General features: G+C 68.0%; 19 protein-coding genes. 5 read left to right on the top strand and 14 right to left on the bottom strand.

Annotated features, from left to right (window positions below; all coding sequences use genetic code 11):
• Positions 1-189: 189 nt before the first annotated feature.
• From ORI27_RS08895 to ORI27_RS08875, 5 genes are all read left to right on the top strand, one after another.
• Positions 190-1638 carry a cytochrome ubiquinol oxidase subunit I gene (locus ORI27_RS08895; RefSeq protein ID WP_265996059.1) on the top strand — a complete coding sequence of 483 codons (1449 nt, stop codon included), beginning with the start codon at positions 190-192 and terminating at the stop codon, positions 1636-1638.
• A gap of 26 nt (positions 1639-1664) precedes the next feature.
• Positions 1665-2708, top strand: a complete 1044-nt coding sequence (cydB, locus tag ORI27_RS08890) for a cytochrome d ubiquinol oxidase subunit II (protein ID WP_265996060.1) — start codon at positions 1665-1667, stop codon at positions 2706-2708.
• Between the two features lie 62 nt (positions 2709-2770).
• Positions 2771-4375, top strand: coding sequence for a thiol reductant ABC exporter subunit CydD (gene cydD / locus ORI27_RS08885; RefSeq protein WP_265996347.1), 1605 nt, complete (start codon positions 2771-2773; stop codon positions 4373-4375).
• Positions 4335-6008 carry a thiol reductant ABC exporter subunit CydC gene (gene cydC, locus ORI27_RS08880; RefSeq protein ID WP_265996061.1) on the top strand — a complete coding sequence of 558 codons (1674 nt, stop codon included), beginning with the start codon at positions 4335-4337 and terminating at the stop codon, positions 6006-6008. The genes cydD and cydC overlap by 41 nt, the downstream gene beginning before the upstream one ends.
• A 10-nt stretch (positions 6009-6018) precedes the next feature.
• Positions 6019-6549 carry a DUF4190 domain-containing protein gene (locus tag ORI27_RS08875; RefSeq protein ID WP_265996062.1) on the top strand — a complete coding sequence of 177 codons (531 nt, stop codon included), beginning with the start codon at positions 6019-6021 and terminating at the stop codon, positions 6547-6549.
• On the opposite strand, the gene ORI27_RS08870 is transcribed toward ORI27_RS08875, so the two are convergent.
• The 14 genes from ORI27_RS08870 to ORI27_RS08805 form a co-directional block, all read right to left on the bottom strand.
• Positions 6527-7951 (bottom strand): bifunctional lysylphosphatidylglycerol flippase/synthetase MprF, encoded by a 1425-nt coding sequence (locus ORI27_RS08870; RefSeq protein ID WP_265996063.1) that lies wholly within the window; start codon positions 7949-7951, stop codon positions 6527-6529. The two genes, ORI27_RS08875 and ORI27_RS08870, sit on opposite strands and share 23 nt — an antisense overlap.
• 22 nt (positions 7952-7973) lie before the next feature.
• Positions 7974-8840 carry an acyl-CoA thioesterase gene (locus ORI27_RS08865; RefSeq protein WP_265996064.1) on the bottom strand — a complete coding sequence of 289 codons (867 nt, stop codon included), beginning with the start codon at positions 8838-8840 and terminating at the stop codon, positions 7974-7976.
• A gap of 20 nt (positions 8841-8860) precedes the next feature.
• Positions 8861-10279, bottom strand: coding sequence for a pyruvate kinase (pyk, locus tag ORI27_RS08860; protein WP_265996066.1), 1419 nt, complete (start codon positions 10277-10279; stop codon positions 8861-8863).
• Between the two features lie 68 nt (positions 10280-10347).
• Positions 10348-11847 carry a glutamate synthase subunit beta gene (locus ORI27_RS08855; protein ID WP_265996067.1) on the bottom strand — a complete coding sequence of 500 codons (1500 nt, stop codon included), beginning with the start codon at positions 11845-11847 and terminating at the stop codon, positions 10348-10350.
• A complete protein-coding gene (gene gltB, locus ORI27_RS08850) occupies positions 11840-16402 on the bottom strand; it encodes a glutamate synthase large subunit (RefSeq protein WP_265996068.1) in 4563 nt (1520 codons plus the stop codon). Before gltB ends, ORI27_RS08855 begins: the two co-directional genes overlap by 8 nt.
• Positions 16403-16573: 171 nt before the next feature.
• Positions 16574-16981 (bottom strand): DUF2752 domain-containing protein, encoded by a 408-nt coding sequence (locus tag ORI27_RS08845; protein ID WP_265996070.1) that lies wholly within the window; start codon positions 16979-16981, stop codon positions 16574-16576.
• Positions 16974-17369: an NINE protein gene (locus tag ORI27_RS08840; protein ID WP_265996071.1), complete on the bottom strand. Its 396-nt coding sequence runs from the start codon at positions 17367-17369 to the stop codon at positions 16974-16976. Before ORI27_RS08840 ends, ORI27_RS08845 begins: the two co-directional genes overlap by 8 nt.
• Before the next feature lie 18 nt (positions 17370-17387).
• Positions 17388-18833 carry an HNH endonuclease signature motif containing protein gene (locus tag ORI27_RS08835; protein ID WP_265996072.1) on the bottom strand — a complete coding sequence of 482 codons (1446 nt, stop codon included), beginning with the start codon at positions 18831-18833 and terminating at the stop codon, positions 17388-17390.
• 70 nt (positions 18834-18903) lie between these two features.
• The gene (lgt, locus tag ORI27_RS08830) at positions 18904-20220 is read right to left on the bottom strand and encodes a prolipoprotein diacylglyceryl transferase (protein ID WP_265996073.1); all 1317 of its coding nucleotides are present in this window, start codon (positions 20218-20220) and stop codon (positions 18904-18906) included.
• Positions 20217-21029, bottom strand: coding sequence for a tryptophan synthase subunit alpha (trpA, locus tag ORI27_RS08825; RefSeq protein ID WP_265996075.1), 813 nt, complete (start codon positions 21027-21029; stop codon positions 20217-20219). The genes lgt and trpA overlap by 4 nt, the downstream gene beginning before the upstream one ends.
• Complete coding sequence (gene trpB / locus ORI27_RS08820) at positions 21026-22297, bottom strand: tryptophan synthase subunit beta (protein ID WP_265996076.1); 1272 nt, start codon at positions 22295-22297, stop codon at positions 21026-21028. Before trpB ends, trpA begins: the two co-directional genes overlap by 4 nt.
• Before the next feature lie 3 nt (positions 22298-22300).
• Positions 22301-23119 carry an indole-3-glycerol phosphate synthase TrpC gene (gene trpC, locus ORI27_RS08815; protein WP_265996077.1) on the bottom strand — a complete coding sequence of 273 codons (819 nt, stop codon included), beginning with the start codon at positions 23117-23119 and terminating at the stop codon, positions 22301-22303.
• 80 nt (positions 23120-23199) lie between these two features.
• Positions 23200-23799 (bottom strand): TIGR02234 family membrane protein, encoded by a 600-nt coding sequence (locus ORI27_RS08810; protein ID WP_265996079.1) that lies wholly within the window; start codon positions 23797-23799, stop codon positions 23200-23202.
• Complete coding sequence (locus ORI27_RS08805; protein WP_265996080.1) at positions 23796-25316, bottom strand: anthranilate synthase component I; 1521 nt, start codon at positions 25314-25316, stop codon at positions 23796-23798. The genes ORI27_RS08810 and ORI27_RS08805 overlap by 4 nt, the downstream gene beginning before the upstream one ends.
• Positions 25317-25356 lie beyond the last annotated feature (40 nt).

Below are 25356 nucleotides of genomic sequence, written 5' to 3'. Positions count from 1 at the left end.
ACAGGCCCCCACCGCCACGATCCGCGCTCGCCGGCCGACCGCCCACCAATCCACGCCCCGACCCGTGCCACAGCTCAGCCCCAGAACCGCCTTGTTCAGCGGCCTCCTAGCGCGGACGGCGCGGATTCCTACTACACTTCGTCGTAGATAGGCGATCCGCGCCTTTCGCATTTCATGGAGAATTCCGGTATGAGTGCTCTTGACGTGTCCCGCTGGCAGTTCGGAATCACGACCGTCTACCACTTCATTTTCGTTCCACTGACCATCGGCCTCGCGCCGCTGATCGCCGTGATGCAGACGATCTGGGTGGTGACCGACAACCCGGCCTGGTACCGGATGACCAAGTTCTTCGGGAAGATCTTCCTGATCAACTTCGCGATCGGCGTCGCGACGGGCATCGTGCAGGAATTTCAGTTCGGGATGAACTGGAGCGAGTACTCCCGGTTCGTGGGCGACATCTTCGGCGCGCCGCTCGCGCTGGAGGGCCTGGTCGCGTTCTTCCTGGAGTCGACCTTCATCGGGCTGTGGATCTTCGGCTGGAGCCGGCTGCCCAAGTGGCTGCACCTGACCTCGATCTGGCTGGTGGCGTTCGCGGTCAATCTGTCGGCGTTCTTCATCATCACGGCGAACTCGTTCATGCAGCACCCCGTCGGGGCCCGGTTCAATCCGGCGACCGGCCGCGCCGAACTTCAGAGCATCGCCGAGCTGTTCACCAACAACACCGGTGTGGCGGCGTTCTGGCACGCCGTGGCGGCGTCGTTCCTGACCGCGGCGACCTTCGTCGCGGCCGTGTGCGCATGGTGGATGGTCCGGGCCAAGGGCAGCCCGGACGCGACCGCCCTCTATCGTCCGGGCGCCATCCTGGGCTCACTGGTGGCGCTGGTCGCCTGCGTCGGACTGTTCTTCACCGGCGACGTACAGGGCAAGCTGATGTTCCACCAGCAGCCGATGAAGATGGCGGCTGCGGAGTCGCTGTGCCACACCGAAACGGATCCGGGCTTCTCCCTGCTGACCCTCGGCACGCACAACAACTGCGACAGCATCACCAGGGTCATCGAGGTGCCCTACGTTCTGCCGTTCCTGGCCAAGGGCAAGTTGAGCGGCGTCACCCTGGAGGGCGCCAAAGACCTTCAGCAGCAATACGAGCAGAAGTTCGGCCCGGAGTGGTACGTGCCGAACCTGTTCGTCACCTACTGGTCGTTCCGCGCGATGATCGGGCTCCTGGCGGTACCGCTGCTGTTCGCGCTCGCCACGCTGTGGCTCACCCGTGGCGGCCGGGTGCCCGAAGGAAGGTGGTTCTCCAACTTTGCGCTGGTGACGCTTCCGACGCCGTTCCTGGCCTCGATCGCCGGCTGGGTGTTCACCGAAATGGGCCGACAACCCTGGGTGGTCGCCCCCAACCCCGATGGCGATCAGCTGGTTCGGCTGACCGTTCGGCAAGGAGTGTCACTGCACGGGCCGGGGCTGGTGTGGGTGTCGTTGATCTCGTTCACGTTGATCTACGCGGTACTCGCGGTGATCTGGTTCTACCTGCTCCGGCGCTACGTCACCGCCGGGCCGCTGGAACACGACTCCGAACCCGCGCCACCGGCCCCACCCGGGGATGACGAGGTCGCCCCGCTGTCGTTCGCCTACTGAGCCTGCCGGACCCGAGGAGTTACATCATGGGACTGCAACAGTTCTGGTTCATCATCGTGGCGGTGCTGTTCCTCGGCTTCTTCGTCCTGGAGGGGTTCGACTTCGGCGTCGGCATGGTGATGGCGTGGCTGGGACGGATCGGCAAGGGCGATAACGAAAGTCACCGCAGGGCGGTGCTCAACACCATCGGGCCGGTCTGGGACGGCAACGAGGTGTGGCTGATCACCGCGGGTGGTGCCATGTTCGCCGCCTTCCCGAACTGGTATGCCACGGTGTTCTCGGCGCTGTACCTGCCGTTGCTGGTCATCCTGCTGTCGATGATCGCGCGCATCGTGGCGATCGAGTGGCGGGGCAAGATCAACGATCCGAAATGGCGCACCTGGTGCGACATCGGAATCGCCGCCGGTTCGTGGCTGCCCGCGATCCTCTGGGGCGTGGCGTTCGCCATCCTGGTCAACGGACTGCCCGTCGGACCCGACAAGAACGTCGTCGGACTGTCGGTCACCGATGTTCTGAACCCGTACACCCTGCTCGGCGGGTTGGCCACCTGCTCCCTGTTCCTGTTCCACGGCGCGGTGTTCCTGGCGCTGAAGTCCGGTGGCGCCGTGCGCACCGACGCGACCGGGTTGGCCCGCCAACTGAGCGTGCCCGCCACGGTGCTGGTCGCCGCGTTCGGTCTGTGGACCCAACTGGCGCACGGCAAGCCGTGGACCTGGGCGGTACTGGCCCTGGCGGTGGTGGCCCAACTGGCCGCGGTCGCGGCCGCGTGGGGCGTCCGCGAAGGCTGGGCGTTCCTGGCGACGACGATCGTCGTCGCCGCCGTGGTGACCCTGCTGTTCGGCTCGCTCTACCCGAACCTGGTGCCCTCGACCATCGATCCGGCCTACAACCTGACGATCTACAACGGGTCGTCCAGCCCGTACACGCTGAAGGTGATGACCTGGGCGGCATTGATATTCACCCCGATCGTCCTGGTCTACCAGGCCTGGACATACTGGATCTTCCGTAAGCGGATCTTCGCCGAGTCGATCCCGGAGTCCATCGGCCTGCCATTGAGGCGCGTGCCCTGAGCGCCGGCGGCCAGCGCCGTACGGGCCCGTTGGACCCACGTCTGTGGCGGGCCTCGGCGGCGGTGCGCCGCTATCTGGTCGCGACGGTCGGCTGCGACACGGTCATCGCGGCGTGCGCCATCGCCGGTGCCGTCATCCTCGGCCACCTGGTGGCGGGCGTCATCACCGAACCGGCCACCCGCAGCATCGGTTACTGGCGCAGCGACCTGATCATCCTGGCGGGGCTCTGGCTGGCTCGGGCGCTGGTCGGTTGGCTTCAGGGCCGGCTCGGCCAGCGGGGGGCCAGCGCCGTGATCGCCGACCTCGGCGGCCAGGTGTTGCGTGCGGTCACCGCACTGCCGCCCGATGTCGGCACTACTCGTCGCGACGACGCCGCGACGGTGATCACCACCGGGCTCGACGGTCTGCGGCCCTACTTCACCGCGTATCTCCCGGCGTTGTTCCTGGCCGCGATTCTGACGCCGGCCACCGTCGCGGTCATCGCGCTCAACGATGTCGAATCGGCCCTGATCGTGCTCGTCGCGCTGCCACTGATCCCGGTGTTCATGGTGCTGATCGGCTTGGCCACCGCCGAGCGGTCGGCCGCCGCCCTGGAGGCGATGACCACACTGCAGGCGCGACTGATGGACCTGATCGCCGGCATCCCCACGCTGCGCGCACTCGGCCGGGCTGACGGTCCGGCCGAGCGGATCGCTAAACTCAGTGCGGCCCATCGCCGTTCGGCGATGGCTACCCTGCGCATCGCATTCCTCTCAGCACTGGTGCTCGAGCTCATCGCCACGCTCGGCGTGGCTTTGGTCGCGGTCAGCATCGGGCTTCGGCTGGTATTCGGCGAGATGAGCCTGGCCGCCGGGTTGACCGTGCTGTTGCTGGCCCCGGACGTGTTCTGGCCGCTGCGCCGCGTCGGCGTCGAGTTCCACGCGGCGCAGAACGGAAAGGCCGCCGCCGACAAGGCGTTCGCGTTGATCGAGCACCATCCCGAACCGCCGGCCGGCACCCGTACGATTACCGCCGCCGGCGCCGCGATCGTGCTCGACGGGCTGTGCGTGGCCGGACGGGACGGGATGTCGCCGCACGAGTTGTCCGGCCGGCTGCCGCCCGGTCAGGTCACCGTCCTGACCGGGGCCAACGGCGCCGGCAAGACGACGGCCCTGCTCGCGATCGCCGGACTCGTCACCCCCACCCGCGGCCGCATCACCATCGGCGGTGTCGATGTCGCCGAGGTAGACCGGCCGGCCTGGTGGCGGCAGCTGGCGTGGCTGGCCCAGCGTCCGGTGATCATCCCCGGCACCATCGCCGAGAACCTCGCTCTCTTCGGACCGCTGAGCGAGCTTGACCCAGCATGCCGAGCAGCGGGATTCACCGAAGTGCTCGACGAACTGCCGAACGGTATCGACACCGTCGTGGGCCGCGGCGGCACCGGGCTCTCGCTCGGGCAACGTCAGCGCCTCGGCCTGGCCCGAGCACTGGGCTCCCCCGCTCCGGTGCTACTCCTCGACGAACCCACCTCACACCTGGACGAGGCGACGGAAAAGACCGTGCTGCAGGCGATCACACGGCGGGCGGCCGAAGGGGCCACCGTTGTACTGGTCGCCCACCGCGACAGCGTGGTGGGGATCGCCGATCATGTCATCGCCGTGGAAGCCGATCACCATGCCGCCGTCTGAACTGCGCTCGGCGCTGCCATTGTTGCGGCCGCGCCTGCCCCGGCTGCTGCTGGCGATCGCGCTCGGCTCTCTGGCGTTGGGCAGCGCGCTGGCCCTGGCCGGAGTGTCGGCCTGGCTGATCACCCGGGCCTGGCAGATGCCGCCCGTGCTCGACCTGTCGGTTGCCGTCGTGGCCGTACGGACCTTCGGTATCTCCCGCGGCGTCCTGGGCTACTGCGAGCGGCTGGCCTCGCACGACACCGCGTTGCGGGCGGCCGCCAGTGCCCGCAGCGAGATCTACCGCCGGCTGGCTCGCGGCCCCGCCGACATCACTGCCCGGCTGCACAGCGGTGACCTGCTGGCCCGGGTGGGGGCCGATGTCGACACCCTCGCTGACGTCCTGGTCCGCGCGCTGGTCCCGATCGGGGTCGCCGGGGTCCTCGGCGTCTCGGCCACCGCGGTCATCGCGATGATCTCCCCCGCGGTGGCCGTCGTCCTCGCGGTGTGCCTGCTGGTCGCGGGCGTGCTGGCGCCGGGACTGTCCGCGCGCGCGGTTCATGCGCAGGAAGCTGTTGCCCGCCAACAACAATCCGGCCGCGATGTCGCCGCGGTCACCGCACTCGAGTATGCCGCGGAATTGCGGGTGGCCGGCCGGCTGCCCGCCGTGATCGCCGAAGCCGAACAACGGCAGCGTGATTGGGGGTCAGCGATCGACCGGGCGGCCGCACCGGCCGCGGCGGCCGCCGCGGTGCCGATCCTGGCCATCGGCACCAGTGTCCTCGGGGCGGTCACCATCGGCATCGGTATCGCGGCCCACACCGCACCGACCACGCTGGCGGTGCTGATGTTGTTGCCGCTCTCCGCGTTCGAGGCCACCGCGATGCTGCCGGCGGCCGCCGTTGCCCTGACCCGCGCACGCATCGCGGCCGCGCGACTGCACGACCTGCTACCGGCCACGACCGACACGACTGAGCCCGTCGTCATCGCTACCCATGCCACCACACCGACGGTGCGAGCCCAACTGCGCGCCGGCTACCCCGGCGGCCCCGCCGGCCAGCCCATCGAGGTGACCCTGCAGCCCGGCGCCCGGCTGGCGATCACCGGACGCAGCGGTGCCGGCAAGACCGCACTGCTGATGAGCCTGGCGGGCCTGATCCCGCCGGCCACTGGCACGGTGACCCTCGACGGTGTCCCGACCACCGCCCTCACCGAATCGCAATTGCGGAGTGTGGTCTGCTATTTCGCCGAGGATGCCCATCTGTTCAGCACCACCGTGCGGGACAACCTGTTGGTGGCGCGCGGCGATTGCACGGACGAAGAACTCGCCCACACGCTGGCCGTGGTCGGCCTGCGGGACTGGCTGGCCAGCCTGCCCGACGGACTGGCCACCGTGCTGGCCGGCGGCGCCGGCGCGGTGTCGGCCGGGCAGCGCCGGCGACTGCTGTTGGCGCGGGTGTTGTTGTGCCCCGCACCGGTCGTGCTGCTCGACGAGCCGACCGAGCACCTCGACGCCGCCGACGGACAACGGATACTGCGGGCCCTGCTCGACGATCGGCAGGGGCTGCTGTCGCCGGCCCGCACCGTGGTCGTCGCCACCCATCAACTTGGCAACGACATCGCCTGTCCACGACTATCGATCGGCAACGACGGGTAACGTGCACTCCATGACTGAGCCCCCAGAGCAGGCACCTCAGCAGCCCACCCCGCCGCCTCCCCCGCCGCCGTACCCGAACCCGTATGCGGCGGGCCCCTATCCCGGCGCCTACCCACCCGCTCCGCCGCAGCCGTATGCGGGCTACGCCCCACCGCCCACCGGCCCGCGCAACGGGTTGGGCATCACCGCACTGGTGATCGCGATCGTCGCGCTGCTGTCGTCGTTCTCGGTGGTCGGCGGCATCATTCTCGGCATCGTCGCGGTGATCATCGGCTTCGCCGGGCGCAGTCGAGCCAAGCGCGGCGAGGCCAACAACGGCGGCGTCGCACTCGCCGGCGTCATCCTCGGATTCCTCGCCATCATCGTCGGGCTGGCCTTCATCGCCGTCTGGGTCGGGGTTTTCAACGAAGTCGGCGCCACCGATTACATCGACTGCCTACAGAAAGCCGGCCAGGATCAGTCCAAGGTGCAGCAATGCGCCGACGAATTCCGGCAGTCGGTGGAGAACCGGTTCAGCGTCACCCTGACGCCGGCCCCGTAGCGCCAGGCAGCTGCCGCCGCCGCGGCAGGAACTCCAGCGACAACAACACCACCAGCAGCGGCAGCACCTGAGCCAGTGGGAGCAGCACGTACCGGCGGTCACCGAGCGCGTGGAACTTGCGCAGGTAGCGGTAGAGCGACTCGAGGACGATCAGCGAGTCCCCCAGGTGGATCGCCGCGTAGAAGAAACTGCTGAGTGGTCCGCGTTGCTTGTCCCTGAAGATCTCCGGAAACGCCGCGAAGGCCAGTGAGAGACGCTGCGCCCCAACTTCTCTCATCGCATTGATCATGTCCACCGACAGCCGCTCGTCGATGCCGTTGGGGGCGCCGCGACGCCGCCACGGGACGTCGAGGGTGATGTCGCTACCACCACCGGCGAGCGCGTAGCGGTGGAACCCCTGTACCCGCCCGGCCGCGTCGCGCGCGATGATCAGCACGATGCCGGGGTACCGACCCGTCAGTGCCCCGTCCAGGATCATCGAGAAGCCGCGCTCGGTGCGCGCACCCTTCGGCGAGGACAGCAGCACGTCGGTCAGGTCGGCGAGCCGGCCGTCGTCGATCTCTTGCTCGGCGACGATCTCGGTGGTGATGCCGAAGTTGTGGGTGCGCTGTACCGCCTGGCGCAGATTGCGGAAGCGGCGGCCCACCATGTCGAACACCGGGATGTCGATGACGACGTCCCGACCGATCGGCACCGGCCGCAGGGTCTGGCCGATCACCGCCGGATCCCGCCACAACCCGAGCCGTCGCTCGCTGCAGCCGAGTATCACGACCCGCCAGCCGTGGGCATGACACATCCCGACGAAGTCGGCGACCAGCTCGTCGAAGCGGTCCTCGTCACCGATCGGGTCACCGCTGACCACGGCGTAACCCAGGCGGGTGCGGTACGCGATCGCCGCGGTGCCGTCGGCACTGAAGAAGTAGCTCTTCAACATCTGCATCGCGAACGGCGCCACCGGATCGCCGCTGGTCGCATTCACCAGCGCCCATACCCGCGCCAGCTCACCCGGCTCCGGTCGCGCCGTCGTCGGCCACATCAGCACCAGCCCGGACGACGCGATCAGAACATTGCCGAAGAAGTCGAAGGCCAGGAGGTGGGCCGCGAAACCCGCCAAGACCGCCGCGGCGGCCGCGATCGCGTGTGCGGCGGTCACCGGTCGCCCCAGGAAGATGCCCCGGGCGATCAGCGCGACCCCCGCGAGGATGGTCAGCGACCAGGCCAGGCGCCCGTCGGCCTGCCAGTTGGCGTGATCGTGGGTGCGGACCACCAGGACGGCCAGCCAGCTGGCCGCGATGAGCAACGCCAGCGCACCCACCCAGCGGGCGGCGAGGGTGTCGACATGCACGACAACCCGTTCCCTGGCACGTAGCCTCAGCGCTACCTGGACCGGTGGTTCGGTCACGGGGAAAACGATACGCCCTCTATCAGGCGTTTCCCGGAAAGTGCTTGACGATGCCTTCCTGGACGACGGTGGCCACCACGTCCCCGGCCGGGTTGAAGAAATGACCGGTGCCCAGGCCGCGCGATTCGGCGGCGACCGGTGAACTCGTCGAATAGAGCACCCAGTCGGAGAAGTCGACCTGCCGGTGGAACCACACCGAATGGTTGACGGTCACCGCGAAGATCCGGTCCCAGCCCCAGGACAGACCGTGAGTGGTGATGATCGAATCCAGCACCGTGGTGTCCGAGGAATACACCATCGCCGCCGTGTGCAGCAGGGGCTCGTCGGGCATCACCCCGTCGGCCTTGAGCCACACCTGGTTGGCCGTGAGCATGCCGCCCTTCTCGCGCATGATCCAGGACGGGTCGTTGGTGTAGCGCCATTCGATCGGACGCAGCGCGTCGACGAATCCGGGCACCACCTTCTCGTATCCGATCAGCAGCTGGTCGATCGTGGGCAGCGTCTCCGGCGCGGGAAGATCGGGCATCGCGACGTTGTGCTCCAACCCGCTCCCCGCGGACAGGTAGGACACCAGCGCAGTGGCCAGGAGCTTGCCGTCCTGCATCGCGTCGACACGCCGGTTGGCGAAGCGCCGCTCGTCGCGCAGCCGCACCACGTGGTACTCGATATCGGCGCCCGGGTCGCCGCCGGCGATGAAGTGCACCGACAGCGCGCTGGGCACGATGTCGTGGACCAGGGTCCGGCCGGCCGCCACGAACGCCTGGGCCATCAGCTGCCCGCCGAACGTGCGGGGCGGGTTCTTGCGGGGGTGAACCCCGGCGAAGACGTCGTCGCCGATCCGGGAGAGATCAAGGATGGCCAACAGGTCGTCGAGGTCCGTGCTGGCCACGTGGCAAAACTCCCGGGGGTCTAGTGGTCGTCCTCCCCGATCCGGTGCACGTGGATCAGGTTGGTCGAGCCTACTGTGCCCGGCGGCGCGCCTGCGACGATGACCACCAGGTCGCCCCGCTTGTAACGGCCGAGCTCCAGCAGCGAGTGGTCGACCTGCCGGATCATGTCGTCGGTCTGTTTCATGTGCGGAACGATGAACGTCTCGGTACCCCAGGTCAGTGCCAGCTGGCTGCGCACCTCGGGCAGTGCGGTGAACGCCAGCAGCGGCAGCGGGGTGTGCAGCCGAGCGAGCCGTTTGACGGTGTCGCCGGATTGCGTGAACGCGACCAGAGCCTTGGCGTCGAGCCGTTCCCCGATATCGCGGGCGGCGTAGGAGATGACGCCTCGCTTGGTGCGCGGCACGTGGGTCAGCGGCGGCGCGGCCGTCGAGTTCTCCTCGACGGCGCGGATGATCCGCGCCATCGTCCGCACGGCCTCCAGCGGATACTTGCCGACCGAGGTCTCCCCGGAGAGCATCACCGCGTCGGCGCCGTCGAGCACGGCGTTCGCGACGTCGGAAGCCTCGGCGCGGGTCGGTCGGGAGTTCTCGATCATCGACTCCAGCATCTGGGTCGCCACGATCACCGGCTTGGCGTTCTCCCGGGCCATCTGGATCGCCCGCTTCTGAACCAGCGGGACCTCCTCGAGGGGAAGCTCCACACCCAGGTCACCGCGGGCCACCATCACCGCATCGAAGGCCAGCACGATCGCCTCGAGGTTGTCGATGGCTTCGGGCTTCTCCAGTTTCGCGATCACCGGAACGCGGTGGCCGACCCGGTCCATCACCTCGTGCACCAGCTCGACATCGGCCGGTGAGCGGACGAAGGACAAGGCCACCAGGTCCACCCCGAGGCGCAGCGCGAACTCCAGGTCCTCGATGTCCTTCTCCGACAGCGCCGGCACCGAGACGTTCATACCCGGCAGCGAGAGTCCCTTGTTGTTGCTGACCGGGCCGCCCTCGGTGACCATGCACACCACGTCGTCGCCATCGATGTGTTCGACGATCAGCGCCACCTTGCCGTCGTCGACCAGCAGCCGGTCGCCGGGCGCAGCGTCCTTGGCCAGATGCTTGTAGGTGGTCGACACCCGGTCGTGGTTACCCTCGCAGTCCTCGACGGTGATCCGCACCGTCTCCCCGTTGGCCCAGTAGGTCGGGCCGTCCGCGAAGCGGCCGAGCCGGATCTTGGGTCCCTGCAGGTCGGCGAGGATGCCGACGGCGCGACCCGTGATGTCGGAGGCTTTGCGAACGCGCTTGTAGGCGGCCTCGTGGTCGACGTAGTCGCCGTGGCTGAAGTTCAGGCGCGCGACATCCATGCCCGCGTCGACCAGTGCCCGGACGGAGTCGTCGGTGCTGGTGGCTGGGCCGAGGGTACAGACGATCTTGCCGCGTCTAGTCACGACGCCTCAGCATAGTCGCGCTTGGTCGGCATCTCGACCGATACAGATCGCGGTGGCTGGCTATTCACTCAGCCGACAGCCAATGGCAATTGGTGCGGCCGTACCGGTTCGGGCAGGTCGGAATCCCCCATGAGGAACGCATCCACCGCGTGGGCGGCGGCGCGTCCCTCGGCGATTGCCCAGACCACCAGCGATGCTCCCCGGTGGGCGTCACCGCAGACGAACACGCCGGGCGCGTCGGTCTGCCAATCCGATCCGCAGCTGATCGACCCGCGCGGGCTCAGTGTGATACCGAGATCATCGAGCAACGTCATGTGTTCCACGCCTTCGAAACCGATGGCCAGCAGCGCCAGATCGCAAGGGATCTCCAGTGATTCACCAACCGGGGTGATGACCCGGCGGCCGTCGACGCGCTCGACCTTCACCTCGGCGATCTGCATCGCACGCAGATTGCCATCCTCGTCACCGACGAAGCGCTGCACCGCGACCTGATAGTGGACGGTGCCTCCCTCGGCGTGGGCCGGCGAGGTCCGAAGCACCAGCGGCCAGGTCGGCCACGGGGACAGTTCGTCGTTGCGGACGTCCGGTGGCTGTGGGTTGTAGTCCAGCTGGGTGACCGAGGCCGCACCCTGCCGGTGCGCGGTGCCGAGGCAGTCGGCGCCGGTGTCGCCGCCGCCGATGATCACCACATGCTTGCCTTTGGCCGAGATGTCGGACGGCCCGTCGCCTTCGCACTCACGGTTGGCCGGGACCAGGTGCTCCATCGCCAGGTGCACACCCTTGAGGTGGCGGCCCTCGACGTTGTTGTCGCGGGCGCGCAATGCGCCCACCGCCAGCACAACGGCGTCGAACCGGTTGCGCAACTCCTCCACCGACACGTCCACTCCGACCTCACAGTCGGTGACGAACCGTGTTCCCTCCGCGCGCATCTGGGCCAACCGCTGGTTGAGGGTGGCCTTCTCCAACTTGTACTCGGGGATGCCGTACCGCAGCAGTCCACCGAGGCGGTCATCGCGTTCGTACACGGTGACGTGGTGCCCGGCACGGGTCAACTGCTGAGCGGCCGCCAGTCCCGCAGGGCCCGAGCCAACCACGGCCACACTCCTGCCGGTGCCGATCGCCGCCGGCTGCGCCTCGACGATGCCCATCCGCCAGGCTTGGTCGGCGATGGTGTTCTCGATGCGCTTGATCGTCACGCTGCCACCGGTCTGCTCATCGGCGATCGACAGCACACAGGCCGCCTCGCACGGTGCCGGACAGAGACGGCCGGTGAACTCCGGGAAGTTGTTGGTGGCGTGCAGGCGCTCGCTGGCGGCATCCCAGCGGCCGCGGCGGACCAGGTCATTCCACTCCGGGATCAGGTTGCCCAATGGGCAACCTGCAGTTCCTGAGTGACAGAACGGGATTCCACAGTCCATGCAACGGCGGGCCTGCTGGGAAACCTCGCCGGCACGTTCTGCCGGGTCCTGCCGCTCGTACACCTCGCGCCAGTCGCCGACCCGCTCGTCGACAGCCCGCTTGGCGGCCTCGACCTTGGGAACCTTCAGAAACCCGGTGGGGTCAGCCACGAGTTGCCTCCATGATCGCGATGTCCACGTCGCGTCCCTCCGCCTTGGCCATCCGGGTCGCCTCGAGCACCTTCTGGTAATCGGTGGGCATGATCTTGGTGAATTGCGCACTGCGCCTTGGCCAGTCGGAGAGTACCGATTTCGCCAGCGTGCTGCCGGTGTAGTGGACGTGGTGGGCGACGACCTCGTGCAACCAGTCCAGGTCGTCGGGGTCCAGGCGCTGCAACTCGACCATCGAGGTGTTGACCTTGGCCGGATTCAGGCCCAGTACATAGGCGATACCGCCGGACATCCCCGCCGCGATGTTGCGCCCGGTGCGGCCCAGTACGACGACCCGCCCACCGGTCATGTACTCACAGGCGTGATCACCAACACCCTCGGTCACCGCCAGCGCCCCGGAATTACGCGCGGCGAACCGCTCCCCGACCCGGCCGCGTAGGTACACCTCCCCTGAGGTCGCCCCGTACAGCAGGGTGTTGCCGGCGATCACGTTGTCCTCGGGGAGGAACAGCACATCCTCGGGCGGGCGGACGATCACCCGGCCGCCGGAGAGCCCTTTGCCCACATAGTCGTTGGCGTCACCGATGAGTTCCAGGGTGATGCCCGGCGGCAGGAACGCACCGATGGACTGACCCGCCGAGCCGGTCAACGTGATGTGGATGGTGTCGTCGGGCAGACCCGCGGCGCCGTAGCGGCGGGTGACCTCCGAGCCCAGCAGTGTGCCCACCGTCCGGTTGACGTTGCGAACCGGCAGTTCCAGTCGCACGGGGTGGGCGTCCTCCAATGCACCCTCAGCCAGGGCGATCAGCGTCTGGTCGAGTGCTTGATCCAGGCCGTGGTCCTGGTCGCGCAGCCGCCGCCGCTGCGGCAGCGGGCCGCCGTGAGCATCGGTGGGCACCGCGAAGATCGGACTGAGGTCCAAGCCCTTGGACTTCCAGTGCGCCACACCGTCGTCGGTGTCGAGCATCTCGGCGCGGCCGACGGCCTCGTCGATACTGCGGAAGCCCAGCTCGGCCAGCATGTGGCGAACGTCCTCGGCGATGAACCGGAAGAAGTTCTCGACGAACTCCGGTTTGCCGTTGAAGCGCGCGCGCAGTTCCGGGTTCTGGGTGGCCACACCGACGGGACAGGTATCGAGGTGGCAGACCCGCATCATGATGCAGCCGGCGACCACCAGCGGGGCGGTGGAGAAACCGAACTCCTCGGCACCGAGCAGCGCGGCGACCACGACATCACGCGCGGTGCGCAGCCCTCCGTCGCACTGCACGGTGATGCGATCACGAAGGCCGTTGAGCACCAACGTCTGCTGAGTGTCGGCCAGGCCGATCTCCCAGGGCGCGCCCGCGTGTTTGAGACTGGTCAGCGGGGCGGCGCCGGTGCCGCCGTCGTAGCCGGAAATCAGGACGACGTCGGCGTGCGCCTTGGACACGCCCGCCGCCACCGTGCCGACACCGACCGAGCTGACCAGCTTGACGTGAATCCGGGCATCGGAGTTCGCGTTTTTGAGGTCGTGGATCAGCTGCGCCAGGTCCTCGATGGAATAGATGTCGTGGTGCGGCGGCGGTGAGATCAGTCCGACGCCGGGCGTGGAGTGCCGGGTCTTGGCGATGTTGGGGTACACCTTGAAGCCGGGCAGCTGCCCGCCCTCGCCGGGCTTGGCGCCCTGAGCCATCTTGATCTGGATGTCCGACGCGTTGACCAGGTAATCGCTGGTGACACCGAACCGGCCGGAGGCCACCTGCTTGACCGCACTGCGCCGGCGGGGGTCGTAGAGGCGCTCCACGTCTTCCCCGCCCTCGCCACTGTTCGACCGCCCGCCGAGGTTGTTCATGGCGATCGCCATGGTCTCGTGGGCTTCCTGGGAGATCGAGCCGTAACTCATGGCGCCGGTGTTGAATCGGCTGCAGATGGCGTCGACGGACTCCACCTCGTGTAGTGGGATCGGCGGGCGCACACCCTTCTTGAAGGCGAACAGCCCGCGCAGTGTGCCGCCCTCGCGGGAGAGGCGGTTGACTTCCTCAGAGTACTTGGCGAACACTTCGCCCTGTCCGGTACGTGTCGAATGCTGAAGCAGAAAAACGGTTTCCGGGGTGAACAGGTGCAGCTCGCCCTCACGACGGAACTGGTATTCGCCGCCGACCTCCAAACGGCGATGCACCCGCTCGGTGGGATTCTCCGGGTAGGCGCGACGATGCCGCTGCTTGACTTCCTCGGCCAGCACGTCGAGTCCGACCCCGCCGAGCTGGCTGACCGTTCCGGTCAGATACTCGTCGACCACTTCCTTTGACAGGCCGACCGCCTCGAAAGCCTGTGCGGCCGTGTAGGACCCGACGGTCGAGATGCCCATCTTGCTCATCACCTTCATGACGCCCTTACCCAGCGCCTTGAGGTAGTTGCGTACCGCGGCACCGGCATCGATTCCGGTGAGTTCACCCTCCCGGATCAGGTCCTCGATCGACTCGAAGGCCAGATACGGATTGACCGCGGCCGCGCCGTAGCCGATGAGCAGGGCGATGTGGTGGACCTCGCGAGCATCACCGCTCTCCACGACCAGCGCGACCATGGTGCGCTGTTTGGTGCGCACCAGGTGGTGGTGGACCGCGGCGACGGCCAGCAGCGACGGAATGGGTGCGCGGGTGTGATCGGAGTCGCGGTCCGAGATCACCAGCGTACGTGCGCCTTTGGCGATGGCCTCGCAGGCCTTGAGGCGCAGCTCCTCGATCGCCTCGGCCAGGCCTTCCCCGCCCCGCTCGACGTCGTAGAGCGAGCGCAGGACCGCGGTCTTGAGGCCGGGCTGCTCGCCGTCGTCGTTGATATGGACGATCCGGTTCAATTCGTCGTTGTCGAGGACCGGCCAGTGCAAAAGAATCTGGCGGCACGAGGCGGCGGTGGGTTCCAACAGATTCTGCTCGGGACCCATGACGCGGGCCATCGAGGTGACGATTTCCTCGCGGATGGCGTCCAGCGGCGGGTTGGTGACCTGAGCGAACAGTTCGACGAAATAGTCGTAAATGAGCTTGGGGCGCTGGGACAGAACCGCGACCGGGGTGTCGGTGCCCATCGATCCGAGGGGCTCCTGCCCGGAGGCCGCCATCGGGGTGAGCATGATCCGCAGGTCTTCCTCGGTGTAGCCGAAGGCGATCTGGCGACGGACCACCGATTCGTGATTCGGCGAGACCCGGGCTCGGGCGGGCAGGGCCGTCAGGTCGAGCAGCCCCGCGTGCAGCCATTCGGAGTAGGGACGTTCGGCGGCCAGTTCGTCCTTGATCTCGTCGTCGGAGATGATGCGGCCCGCCGCGGTGTCGATCAGGAACATCTTCCCCGGCTCGAGGCGCCCCTTGGCGACGACCTCTCCCGGCGGGATGTCCAGCACACCGCTCTCACTGGCGAGGATCACCCGGTCGTCGATGGTGCGCCACCACCGACCAGGTCGTAATCCGTTGCGGTCCAATACCGCTCCGACCACAGTGCCGTCGGTAAAGGTCACGCAGGCCGGGCCGTCCCACGGTTCCATGATCGAGGCGTGGTACTGGCAGAAGGCGCGGCGGGCCGGAGTGAGGGTGGCGTTGTTCTCCCAGGCCTCGGGGATCATCATCATCACCGCGTGCGGCAGGCTGCGACCGCCGAGGTGCAACAGTTCGAGAACCTGGTCGAAGGATGCCGAGTCGGAAGAATCCGGGGTGCAGATCGGCGAGAGCCGGCTCAAGTCGCCGGGGATCAGGGAGCTGGCCAGCATGGCCTCGCGCGCATGCATGCGGTTGCGGTTACCGCGCACGGTGTTGATCTCGCCGTTGTGGGCGACGAAGCGGAACGGGTGCGCCAGCGGCCAGGACGGGAAGGTGTTGGTGGAGAATCGGCTGTGCACGATCGCGATCGCGCTCATGCAGCGCTCGTCTCGTAGGTCGGCGAAGTACTTGGGCAGCTGCATCGTGGTGAGCATGCCCTTGTAGGCAATCGTGCGGCTGGACAGCGACGGGAAGTAGACCCCCTCGGGAAGGTGCCCGGAGCGCTTGCGCATCGGGTAGACCAGGCGGTCGAGGTCGATGCCGCCGGCACGGCCGCCGTTTCGTTCCGGTGCGGCGACGAAAAGCATTGACATGTACGGCATACAGCCCAGTGCCGTCGCACCGACCTCGGCTCCGTTCGGGTCGACCGGCACCGCGCGCCAGCCGAGCACCTGCAGGCCTTCCTCCTCGGCGATGGCCTCGATCTTCTCGACGGCGGCCCGGCGTGCGACGGGGTCCTGGGGCAGGAAGCAGATGCCCGCCGCGAAGGTGTTGGCACCATCGGCGGTGGGTGCGGGCAGATCGAAGTCGACGACCGCACGAAGCAATTCGACGGGTAGCTGCAGCAGAATCCCGGCACCGTCTCCGCTGTTCGGCTCCGCTCCCGCCGCACCACGGTGTTCGAGGTGTTCCAGCGCGGTCAGGCCATCGGCAACGATCTGGTGCGAGCGTCGGCCTTGGATGTCGGCCACCATCGCTACGCCACACGAGTCGGACTCGTGCTGGGGATCGTAGAGACCCTGCGCTTCGGGAAGTGCTGAGAACAGCATTCACGCTCCTCCGCGGTCGGTATTTGCGGCGGGAAGCTGGTATACGCGCCACGCGCTTGCGCTGAGGCCTTGCCGCAGTCTGACATGAGATGTCTGGGACTTCGCCGGCCCGATGATCCGGCGCGAAATCGCGTCGCGCCGAATTCCGAGTGTATCAGCGCAGGCGGGTCGCTACTGGGTGAAAATTGTGGGGACCAGCGGGAAGCCGGGCAGGTTACGAACGATCGTCCAGCCGATCGCCGCGACCACGATCAGCACAATCGCGGGCTTCGGTAGGGGTCGCTCCCCTCGCCCGATCCGCCACAGCAGCCAAAGGGCCAGGAGAGGTAGACCCACCAGGAGGAACACGTTGTCGACGACGGCGGCGCCCAAGTCGCCGTGGAGCAGGTCGTGGGTCATCCGCAGGCCGCCGCAGGCCGGACAGTTCAAGCCGGTGAGCAGCCGGAACGGACAGGGCGGGAACAGCGAGCCGGCCCGGTGTGGGTCGACGAGGCCGACGTAGGTGACGGCACCGATCAGAGCGGCGCCAGTACCGATCGTGACCGAGCGCCGGGTCTTGAGGTGCTGGCTGCTATCCATCGCGCAGGGGGTGTCCCTGCGGGTCGCGCACCTTGTCGGTGAGGATAAGGACCGCGTCGACAATGCCCCAGATGACCGCACCCAGCCCACAGGTGACGAGGCCGACGAGCAACTGCGCGATCCCGAGGCCGGTATAGCCCAGATAGATGCGGCCGATGCCGACGAGCCCGAACAAGCCCAGCAACTGCAGCAGCCCGGCGACGATCTTCGATTTGTCCGACAATGGCTCACCGGTGATCGGATGTCGGCCGAACGGCGCCGAGGGATCGACGTAGCCACCCGGGGCCGGGTACTGCGGCGGCATCGGGTAGTTGGACGGCGGCGGATAGTTGGGCGGCGGAGCGCCCTCGGTGCCTCCGTACTGCGGCTCGGTCATGCCACACAGCATGCCAGAGCGGGCCCGAACCTAGAAGGGTGGCGCGTCGGCGTCTGGGCCTGGTGGGGCGGGGCCCGCCGCTGCGGGTGCGCGTTCCGCGCGATTGCGGGCGCGTTCGTTGGCGATGCGGTGGGCGCGGTTCTGCCTTCGGGTCGTCGACCGTCTGGGCATCATCGCCGAGCGGTCGCCGCAGCGGTGGACTGCTGGAGGCGGGGTGGCCGGCGGGCCGGTGGGTGTCATCAGTGCGGGGAACAGCAAGACGCTCCCGGGAGTCGTCACATAGGTCTCGCCGTCGGGAAGCGTCCAGATCACTGTGCCGTCGGCGAGCTGCTTGTCCTTCCAGCCCCAGAACGTCTTCAGGATGTGATGATCGCGGCACAGACATTTGAGGTTGGAGGCATCCGTCTCACCGTAGGGCCACGGAACGGTGTGGTCGATGTCGCAGTGGGTGGCGGGCTTGTCGCAACCGGGAGCGCGGCAGGTGAGGTCGCGGGACCGCACGTAATCGGCAAGCGCCCGGGACGGGTGGTAGCCGGAACCCGGCGGCTCCTCGACGGGAACGATCACTGGGCGCTGGCGTGCCGTCGCCTTGAGCTCGGCCAACAGTTCCGGTGAGATCAGCGCCCCGGTATCGAGCAGATAAGCCGGCTTGCTGGCGGCGCCATCGAGCGTCGCCTGATCGGCGACGACATGGATGACGACCGAACCGGTCGGTGTTTCGGTTGCCGGACAATCGGATTGCCCGCACTTGCAGGCAACCCGCTCAACACCGGAGCCCAGCGCGCCGAGCGCGGCAGAGCGGCGTTGCCCCACCGTCCGCGGGTCGTCCGGGCAGACCGATTTCGCCATCGCGTTCAGCCGTTTGCCCAGAGCCGCCCCATCGGTGACCGTCAGCCGGGCCGTCATCTCCACGTGGCCCTCGGATGACTCCCAGAATGTGACATCACAGTCACTGCTGCGATCCTGCACCCGTCGTACCGCGTCGGGGTCGTGCCGAACCACGATGTCGTCGATCTCGGTGGCGAGCTTCCCGCGGGTCATCGAGGGCCAACGGGCGACGATGGCGGACAACTCGGCATCGACCTCGGCCATGGCGTCGGAATCGGTGATCAGATGGGTGCGGTAGACGATCGTCTTGAACAACCGGCAGTCAATGTCACCCGCCTCGAAAACGGCGGCGACTGCGGGTAGCCGGAGCATGGCCAGCGCGTAGTTCATGTGACTGTTGGCCTTACTGAGGCTCAGGCGCAGCGCGGCGGCGACTTCGGCGCCGACGGCGGCCCAGGTGTCCACCGCCCAGTCCTCACGCTCACCCCGTTGGTGGCGACGCAGCTCGAAGAGATCTGCGATCACCCGCAGGCGCTGCGCGGCGGCCCGATTCTCCAGTCGCGACACGTTGGCGAGCCGGTTGATCAGGTCGCGCGACTGGTCCGTCTCGGATGGCTCGAAGTACTCGCCGGGCCAGTGATCGAACATGTGTTCGAGTATGCCATAGGCGGGCGACAAGTCTTTCGACTGCAAAGTGTGCAGACCTAGATCCGGCAGCTCAGTCGCGATGGACTTCGACGCCCCACAGCACGCGTCGGACGACCGCACGGAATTCGCGGCGCTGGGGTGCGGGAGCGGGCTCCGGTTCCGGCTCGGCTTCAACCTCGGGCTCCGGCTCGGCTTCGGCCTCTGGTTCCGCTTCCGCTTCCGCGGCGGGCTCGGGCTCGGCTTCAACCTCGGGCTCCGGCTCGGCTGCCGCCTCTGGTTCCGCTTCCGCTTCCGCGGCGGGCTCGGGCTCGGCTTCGGCCTCGGGCTCGGGCTCGGCTTCGGCCTCGGGTTCCGGCTCGGCCTCGGGCTCCTCGACGTCGCCGACGGCGGCGGCATCTTCGCTGTCGTGCTCCGCCGCGACGCTCGCGGCGGCGGCGATACCGCCATTGGTCGCGACGGCGACCAAGTCCTCGACCATGTGCTCGGCGGGCGACTCTTCGTCGGGTTCACCGGCGGCCTGTTTACCGCCCAGCGTGGCCGGATCTTCGCGGCCCTTGGGAGCCAGCATGATGTACACGATCGCGCCGATGAACACGAACACCGATGTGAACGAGTTCACCCGGATCCCGGCGATATGGGTCGCGGTGTCGTCGCGCAACAACTCCACCCAGAACCTTCCGACGCAGTATGCCGCCACATACGCCGCGAACAGGCGACCGTGACCGATCTTGAACCGCCGGTCGATGTAGATCAGGAATGCGAACACCAGCAGGTTCCACAACAATTCGTAGAGGAACGTCGGCTGGACCACCGCGGCGACCTGTCCCGTGGACACCCCGTCGAGGGAGTGCACGTCGACCATCCCGGACGCGTCGCGCCGGTAGAAGATCTCCATCCCCCACGGCACCGTCGTCTCCCGGCCGTACAACTCCTGGTTGAAGTAGTTGCCGAGCCGCCCGATCGCCTGCGCCAGGATGATGCCCGGAGCGATGGCGTCGCCGAATGCCGGCAGCGGAATCCCCCTGCGCCGGCAGGCAATCCAGGCGCCGACCCCGCCGAGGGCTACCGCACCCCAGATGCCCAGGCCGCCGTCCCAGATCCGCAGCGCCGCGCCGATACCTGCGCCGCCCTCACCGAAATACGTTCTCCAGTCGGTCATCAGGTGGTAGAGCCGGCCGCCGATCAAACCGAACGGCACCGCCCACAACGCGATGTCGTAAATGACACCCCGCTCGCCGCCGCGAGCCGCCCAGCGGCGATCGCCGATCACCAGCGCGGCGATGATGCCGGTGATGATGCACAGCGCGTAGGCCCGGATCGGAATCGGACCCAAATGCCAGACACCCTGCGGCGGACTCGGGAAATAAGCCAAGACAGTCGTCGTCACGAGGCAGGCACCTTCTGTCGCACACCCACAGCCAGCTCTTCGGTCAGCGTCCGCACCGCCGCCAACCCGTCGGTCAGGGCCGACACCAACGCCGACCCCACGATCACCCCGTCGGCGAACGCCGCGATCTCGGCAGCCTGTTCGCGTGAGCGAACACCCAGCCCGACCCCCACCGGAATGTCTGAGACTTCCTTGACCCGCCGCACCAGTTCCGGGGCCGCGCTCGACACCACGTCGCGGGCACCCGTGACGCCCATGGTCGATGCCGCGTAGACGAAGCCCCGCGAGGCCTCCACGGTCTTGGTCAACCGCTCCGGAGTCGACGACGGTGCCACCAGGAAGATTCGGTCCAGGTCGTGTGCTTCGGAGGCGGCCATCCATTCGTCGGCCTCGTCCGGAATCAGGTCGGGGGTGACCATCCCCAATCCCCCAGCCGCCGCCAGATCACGCGACCACGCGTCAATCCCGTAGTGCAGCACAAGATTCCAGTACGTCATCACCACGGCATTGCCGCCGGCCGCACTGATCGCCTCGACCGCACGCAGCGTGTCGCGGACGCGCACTCCGCCTTGTAGCGCGGCCTCCGTCGCGGTCGCGATCACCGGGCCGTCCATACCCGGATCGGAGTACGGAACGCCGACTTCAATGATGTCGCAACCGGATTCGACCAGCGCCACCATCGCGTCGATCGAGGTGCCGACAGCGGGATACCCGGTCGGCAGGTATCCGATCAGGGCCGCCCGGCCCTGGTCGTGACACGCGGCGAAGATCGACCCCAGCCGGCCCGGCTGGCTGTGCTGCAGCGTCATGGGGCTCCCGGGCCGGACTTGTCGAACAACCCGAACCAGTTGGCCGCCGTCTCGACGTCCTTGTCACCCCGGCCCGACAAGTTGACCAGAATGATCGAACCGGGCCCCAACTCCGCCGCCAGTTTCACCGCTCCGGCCACCGCGTGTGCCGATTCGATGGCCGGGATGATGCCTTCCAGCCGGCACAACAGCCGAAACGCGTCCATCGCCTCGACATCGGTGATCGGTCGGTACTCGGTGCGGCCGATGTCCTTGAGGAACGCATGCTCGGGGCCGACGCCCGGGTAGTCCAACCCCGCTGAGATCGAGTGCGATTCGATGGTCTGCCCGTCCTCGTCCTGCAACAGGTAGGAGTACGAACCCTGAAAAGCGCCCGGTGACCCGCCGGTGAATGTCGCTGCATGCCTGCCGGTTTCGACACCATCACCAGCCGCCTCGAAGCCGACGAGACGCACAGAAGTGTCGTCGATGAACGGATGGAAGATGCCGATGGCGTTCGAACCGCCCCCCACACACGCGGCCACCGCGTCGGGCAGTCGACCGGCCTGGGACAGGATCTGCGCCCTGGCCTCCAGTCCGATGATGCGCTGGAAGTCGCGCACCATCGTGGGGAACGGATGCGGCCCGGCGGCGGTCCCGAAGCAGTAGTAGGTGCGCTCGGCATTGGTGACCCAGTCGCGGAAGGCGTCGTTGATCGCGTCCTTGAGCGTCTTGGACCCGGACTCCACGGACACCACTTCGGCACCCAGCAGCCGCATCCGGGCCACATTGAGCGCCTGCCGCGCGGTGTCCACCGCACCCATGTAGATCACACACTCCAGACCGAGCAGTGCGCACGCCGTCGCGGTCGCCACCCCGTGCTGTCCGGCACCGGTCTCGGCGATCACCCGGGTTTTGCCCATCTGCTTGGCCAGCAGCGCCTGGCCCAGCACGTTGTTGATCTTGTGCGATCCGGTGTGATTGAGGTCTTCGCGCTTCAGGAACACCCGCGCCCCACCGAGGTGCTCGCTGAGCCGGACCGCTTCGTACAGCGGCGACGGGCGCCCGGCGTAGTGGGTCTGCAGATTGTCGAGCCGGTCGAGGAATTCGGAGTCGGTGCGGGCCTTTTCGTATGCGGCCGTCACCTCCTCGATGACCGCCATCAGCGCCTCGGGTACATACCGTCCGCCGAACACCCCGAAGTGCCCGCGGACATCGGGATCGTGGGAGGTCGGTTCGGCGACGGCCGCGCTGGTGCGCGGCACGTTCGGGGTGGAGGTATCAGCCACGACTCAGCGAGCGGGTTTCGGGCAGGACGGGTGGGCTCCCGCGGTCACCAGGTCGGCTACGGCGCTGCGCGGATCTCCACTGGTGACCAGGCCCTCACCGACCAGCACAGCGTCCGCCCCGGCGCCCGCGTACGCCAGCAGATCTCCGGTGCCACGCACACCCGATTCGGCGACCCGGATGATGTCGGACGGCAGCCCCGGTGCTATCCGCGCGAAGCAGTCCCGGTCGACCTCCAACGTCTTGAGATTGCGGGCGTTGACGCCGATCACCTTCGCACCGGCCTCCAGCGCCCGGCTGGCTTCTTCCTCGGTGTGCACCTCGACCAGGGCGGTCATACCCAGTGACTCGGTGCGCTCCAGCATGGACTCCAGAGCCGGCTGCTCGAGGGCGGCCACGATCAGCAGTAGCATGTCCGCGCCGTGTGCCCGGGCCTCGTGGATCTGGTAGGGCCGGACGATGAAGTCCTTGCGCAGCACCGGGATCTTGACGGCGGCACGCACCGCGTCGAGATCGGCCAGCGAGCCGTGGAAGCGACGTTCCTCGGTCAGCACACTGATCACCCGTGCGCCGCCGCTCTCGTAGGCGCCGGCCAATTCGGCGGGGTCGGCGATGTTGGCGAGTTGCCCGCGGGAGGGGCTGGCGCGCTTCACTTCGGCGATGACGGCGATACCCGGCGCGCGCAGCGCGGCCAGCACATTCAACGGGGCCGGCGCGGCCTTGGCCGCCGCCTTCACCTCGGCAAGGGGAATCATCGCCTCACGGGCGGCAACGTCTTCGCGTACTCCCTCGATGATGGAGTCGAGCACGGTTGCCGAACTCATGCGAACGTCGATCCCTTCTAGCGCCCTGGCGATCTCGCTTATGTCCTAAGGAAGGGTAGTCGTACTACGCCGCACATACGTCACCGACCCTCGGTGTCGATGTGTCGCTCGGTGGGATCGACGCCCTCGTCGAGGGCGTCCCACATGCCGCGCTCCGACATGGCCGGGTCGGCCTCCGCGCTGCGGGCGGTGCCGCGGCGCGCCGCCGGTGCGGCGTATTTGGCCGTCGCGCCCCGCCCGGATGCCGCGGCGCGCATCATCAACACCGCGGCGACCAGCGCACACACCGCCGCGGCGACAGTCAGCCCGGCACCGAGGTACTGCCGGTCGCTGGCCACCAGCGATGCCAGCGGAACGCCGACCAGCGCGGCGCCTCGCGGACCGACATCGGGTGTGACGATCAGGCTCACGCCGAGATAGCCCAGCAATAGGGTCACCACGGCGACCAGAACCGCGACCACCCGCAGACTCCATCCGCGCACGGCCAGTCCCGCGGCCGCCGCCGCCAGTAGCAGCACCGCCAGCGGCAGCAGGGCGTTGGACCAGCCGGCACCCGACAGCGTCAGGGTCTTGGGCTGGCCCAGGCCGTCGAACGACGTCACCGACACCCACGTCAGCCGCGACGCCACCCACAGCAGCACTGCGGCGACGACCAGGAGCAGCTGCCCGATGCGGATCACGGCGCGCCCAGCGTTTCCGCCGCGGCGATCGCGTTCAGCACGGCCTTGGCCTTGTTGGACGCCTCGGTGTACTCGTAAGGACCGTTGGAGTCGGCCACCACCCCACCGCCGGCCTGCACGTAGGCGGTGCCCTTGCTGATCAGGGCGGTGCGGATGGCGATCGCGAAGTCGGCATTGCCGGCGAAATCCAAATAGCCGACCACACCGCCGTAGAGGCCGCGGCGGGTCTTCTCGACCTCTTCGATCAGTTCCATCGCCCGCACCTTCGGCGCTCCGGTCAGGGTGCCGGCCGGGAAGCACGCGGTGACCGCATCCAGCGCCGTGCGCCCCTCGGCCAGCAGGCCGGTGACCGTCGACACCAGGTGCATCACGTGGCTGTAGCGCTCGATGTGGCTGTAGTCCTCGACGCGCACGGTGCCCGGCACACAGACCCGCCCCAGGTCGTTGCGGCCCAGGTCGACCAGCATCAGATGCTCGGCGCGTTCTTTCTCGTCGGCCAGCAACTCCTTCTCCAGCAGCTGGTCTTCCTCCTCGGTGTGACCGCGCCACCGGGTCCCGGCGATGGGGTGCGTCGTGGCCCAGCCGTCCTGGACCGTCACCAGCGCCTCCGGGCTGGAGCCGACGATCGAAAACGCCGTTCCGCCAACCTCATCGGGGATGTGCAGCAGATACATGTACGGGCTGGGGTTGGTGACCCGCAGCATCCGGTACACGTCGATCGGGTCCACCGCGGTGTCCATCTCGAAACGCTGCGAGGGCACCACCTGGAAGGCCTCACCGGCCTCTATCTCCTTGACCAGCCGTTCCACGATCGCGCTGTACTCCTCGGGAGTGCGCTGCGATCGGTGCCGGGGTTGCGGCCGGGAGAATGTTGCCACACTCGATGGCTGCGGCTGACTGAGCGCCTCGGTCATCACGTCGAGGCGGGCGACGGCGTCGTCGTACGCCCAGTCCACCCGCTCGTCGGTGCCGTTCCAGTTCACCGCGTTGGCGATCAGGGTGATGGTGCCCTCGTGGTGGTCGACGGCGGCCAGATCGGTGGCCAGTAGCAGCAGCATGTCGGGCAGACCGAGGTCGTCGACGGCCAGCTGAGGCAGCCGCTCAAGGCGCCGGACGAAGTCGTAGGCGAAGAAGCCGACCATGCCGCCCGACAGCGGGGGTACCCCGGCGAGCGGGCCGGTGGACAGCAGCTCCATGGTCTCGCGCAGCGCCTGCAGTGGGTCGCCGCCGGTCGGGGCATCGCGCGGGGTGGCTCCCAGCCAGACCGCCTCACCGTCGCGGACGGTCAGTGCCGATGGCGCCCCGGCCCCGATGAACGACCAGCGCGACCACGAGCGTCCGTTCTCGGCCGATTCGAGCAGGAATGTTCCGGGCCGGTCGGCGGCCAGTTTCCGGTAGGCCGACAAGGGCGTCTCGCTGTCGGCGAGCACCTTGCGGGTCACCGGCACCACCCGATGGTCGGCGGCCAGTGCGCGGAACTCCTCGCGCGTGGTGGTAGCGGCCAGGTTGGAATGCACGGATACATCCTCCCAGACCCCTCGGCCCGGTCTGACCGGC

Source organism: Mycobacterium pinniadriaticum (assembly GCF_026242045.1).
Classification (GTDB): Bacteria; Actinomycetota; Actinomycetes; order Mycobacteriales; family Mycobacteriaceae; genus Mycobacterium; species Mycobacterium pinniadriaticum.
This window is presented reverse-complemented; position numbering and strand designations above follow the sequence as displayed.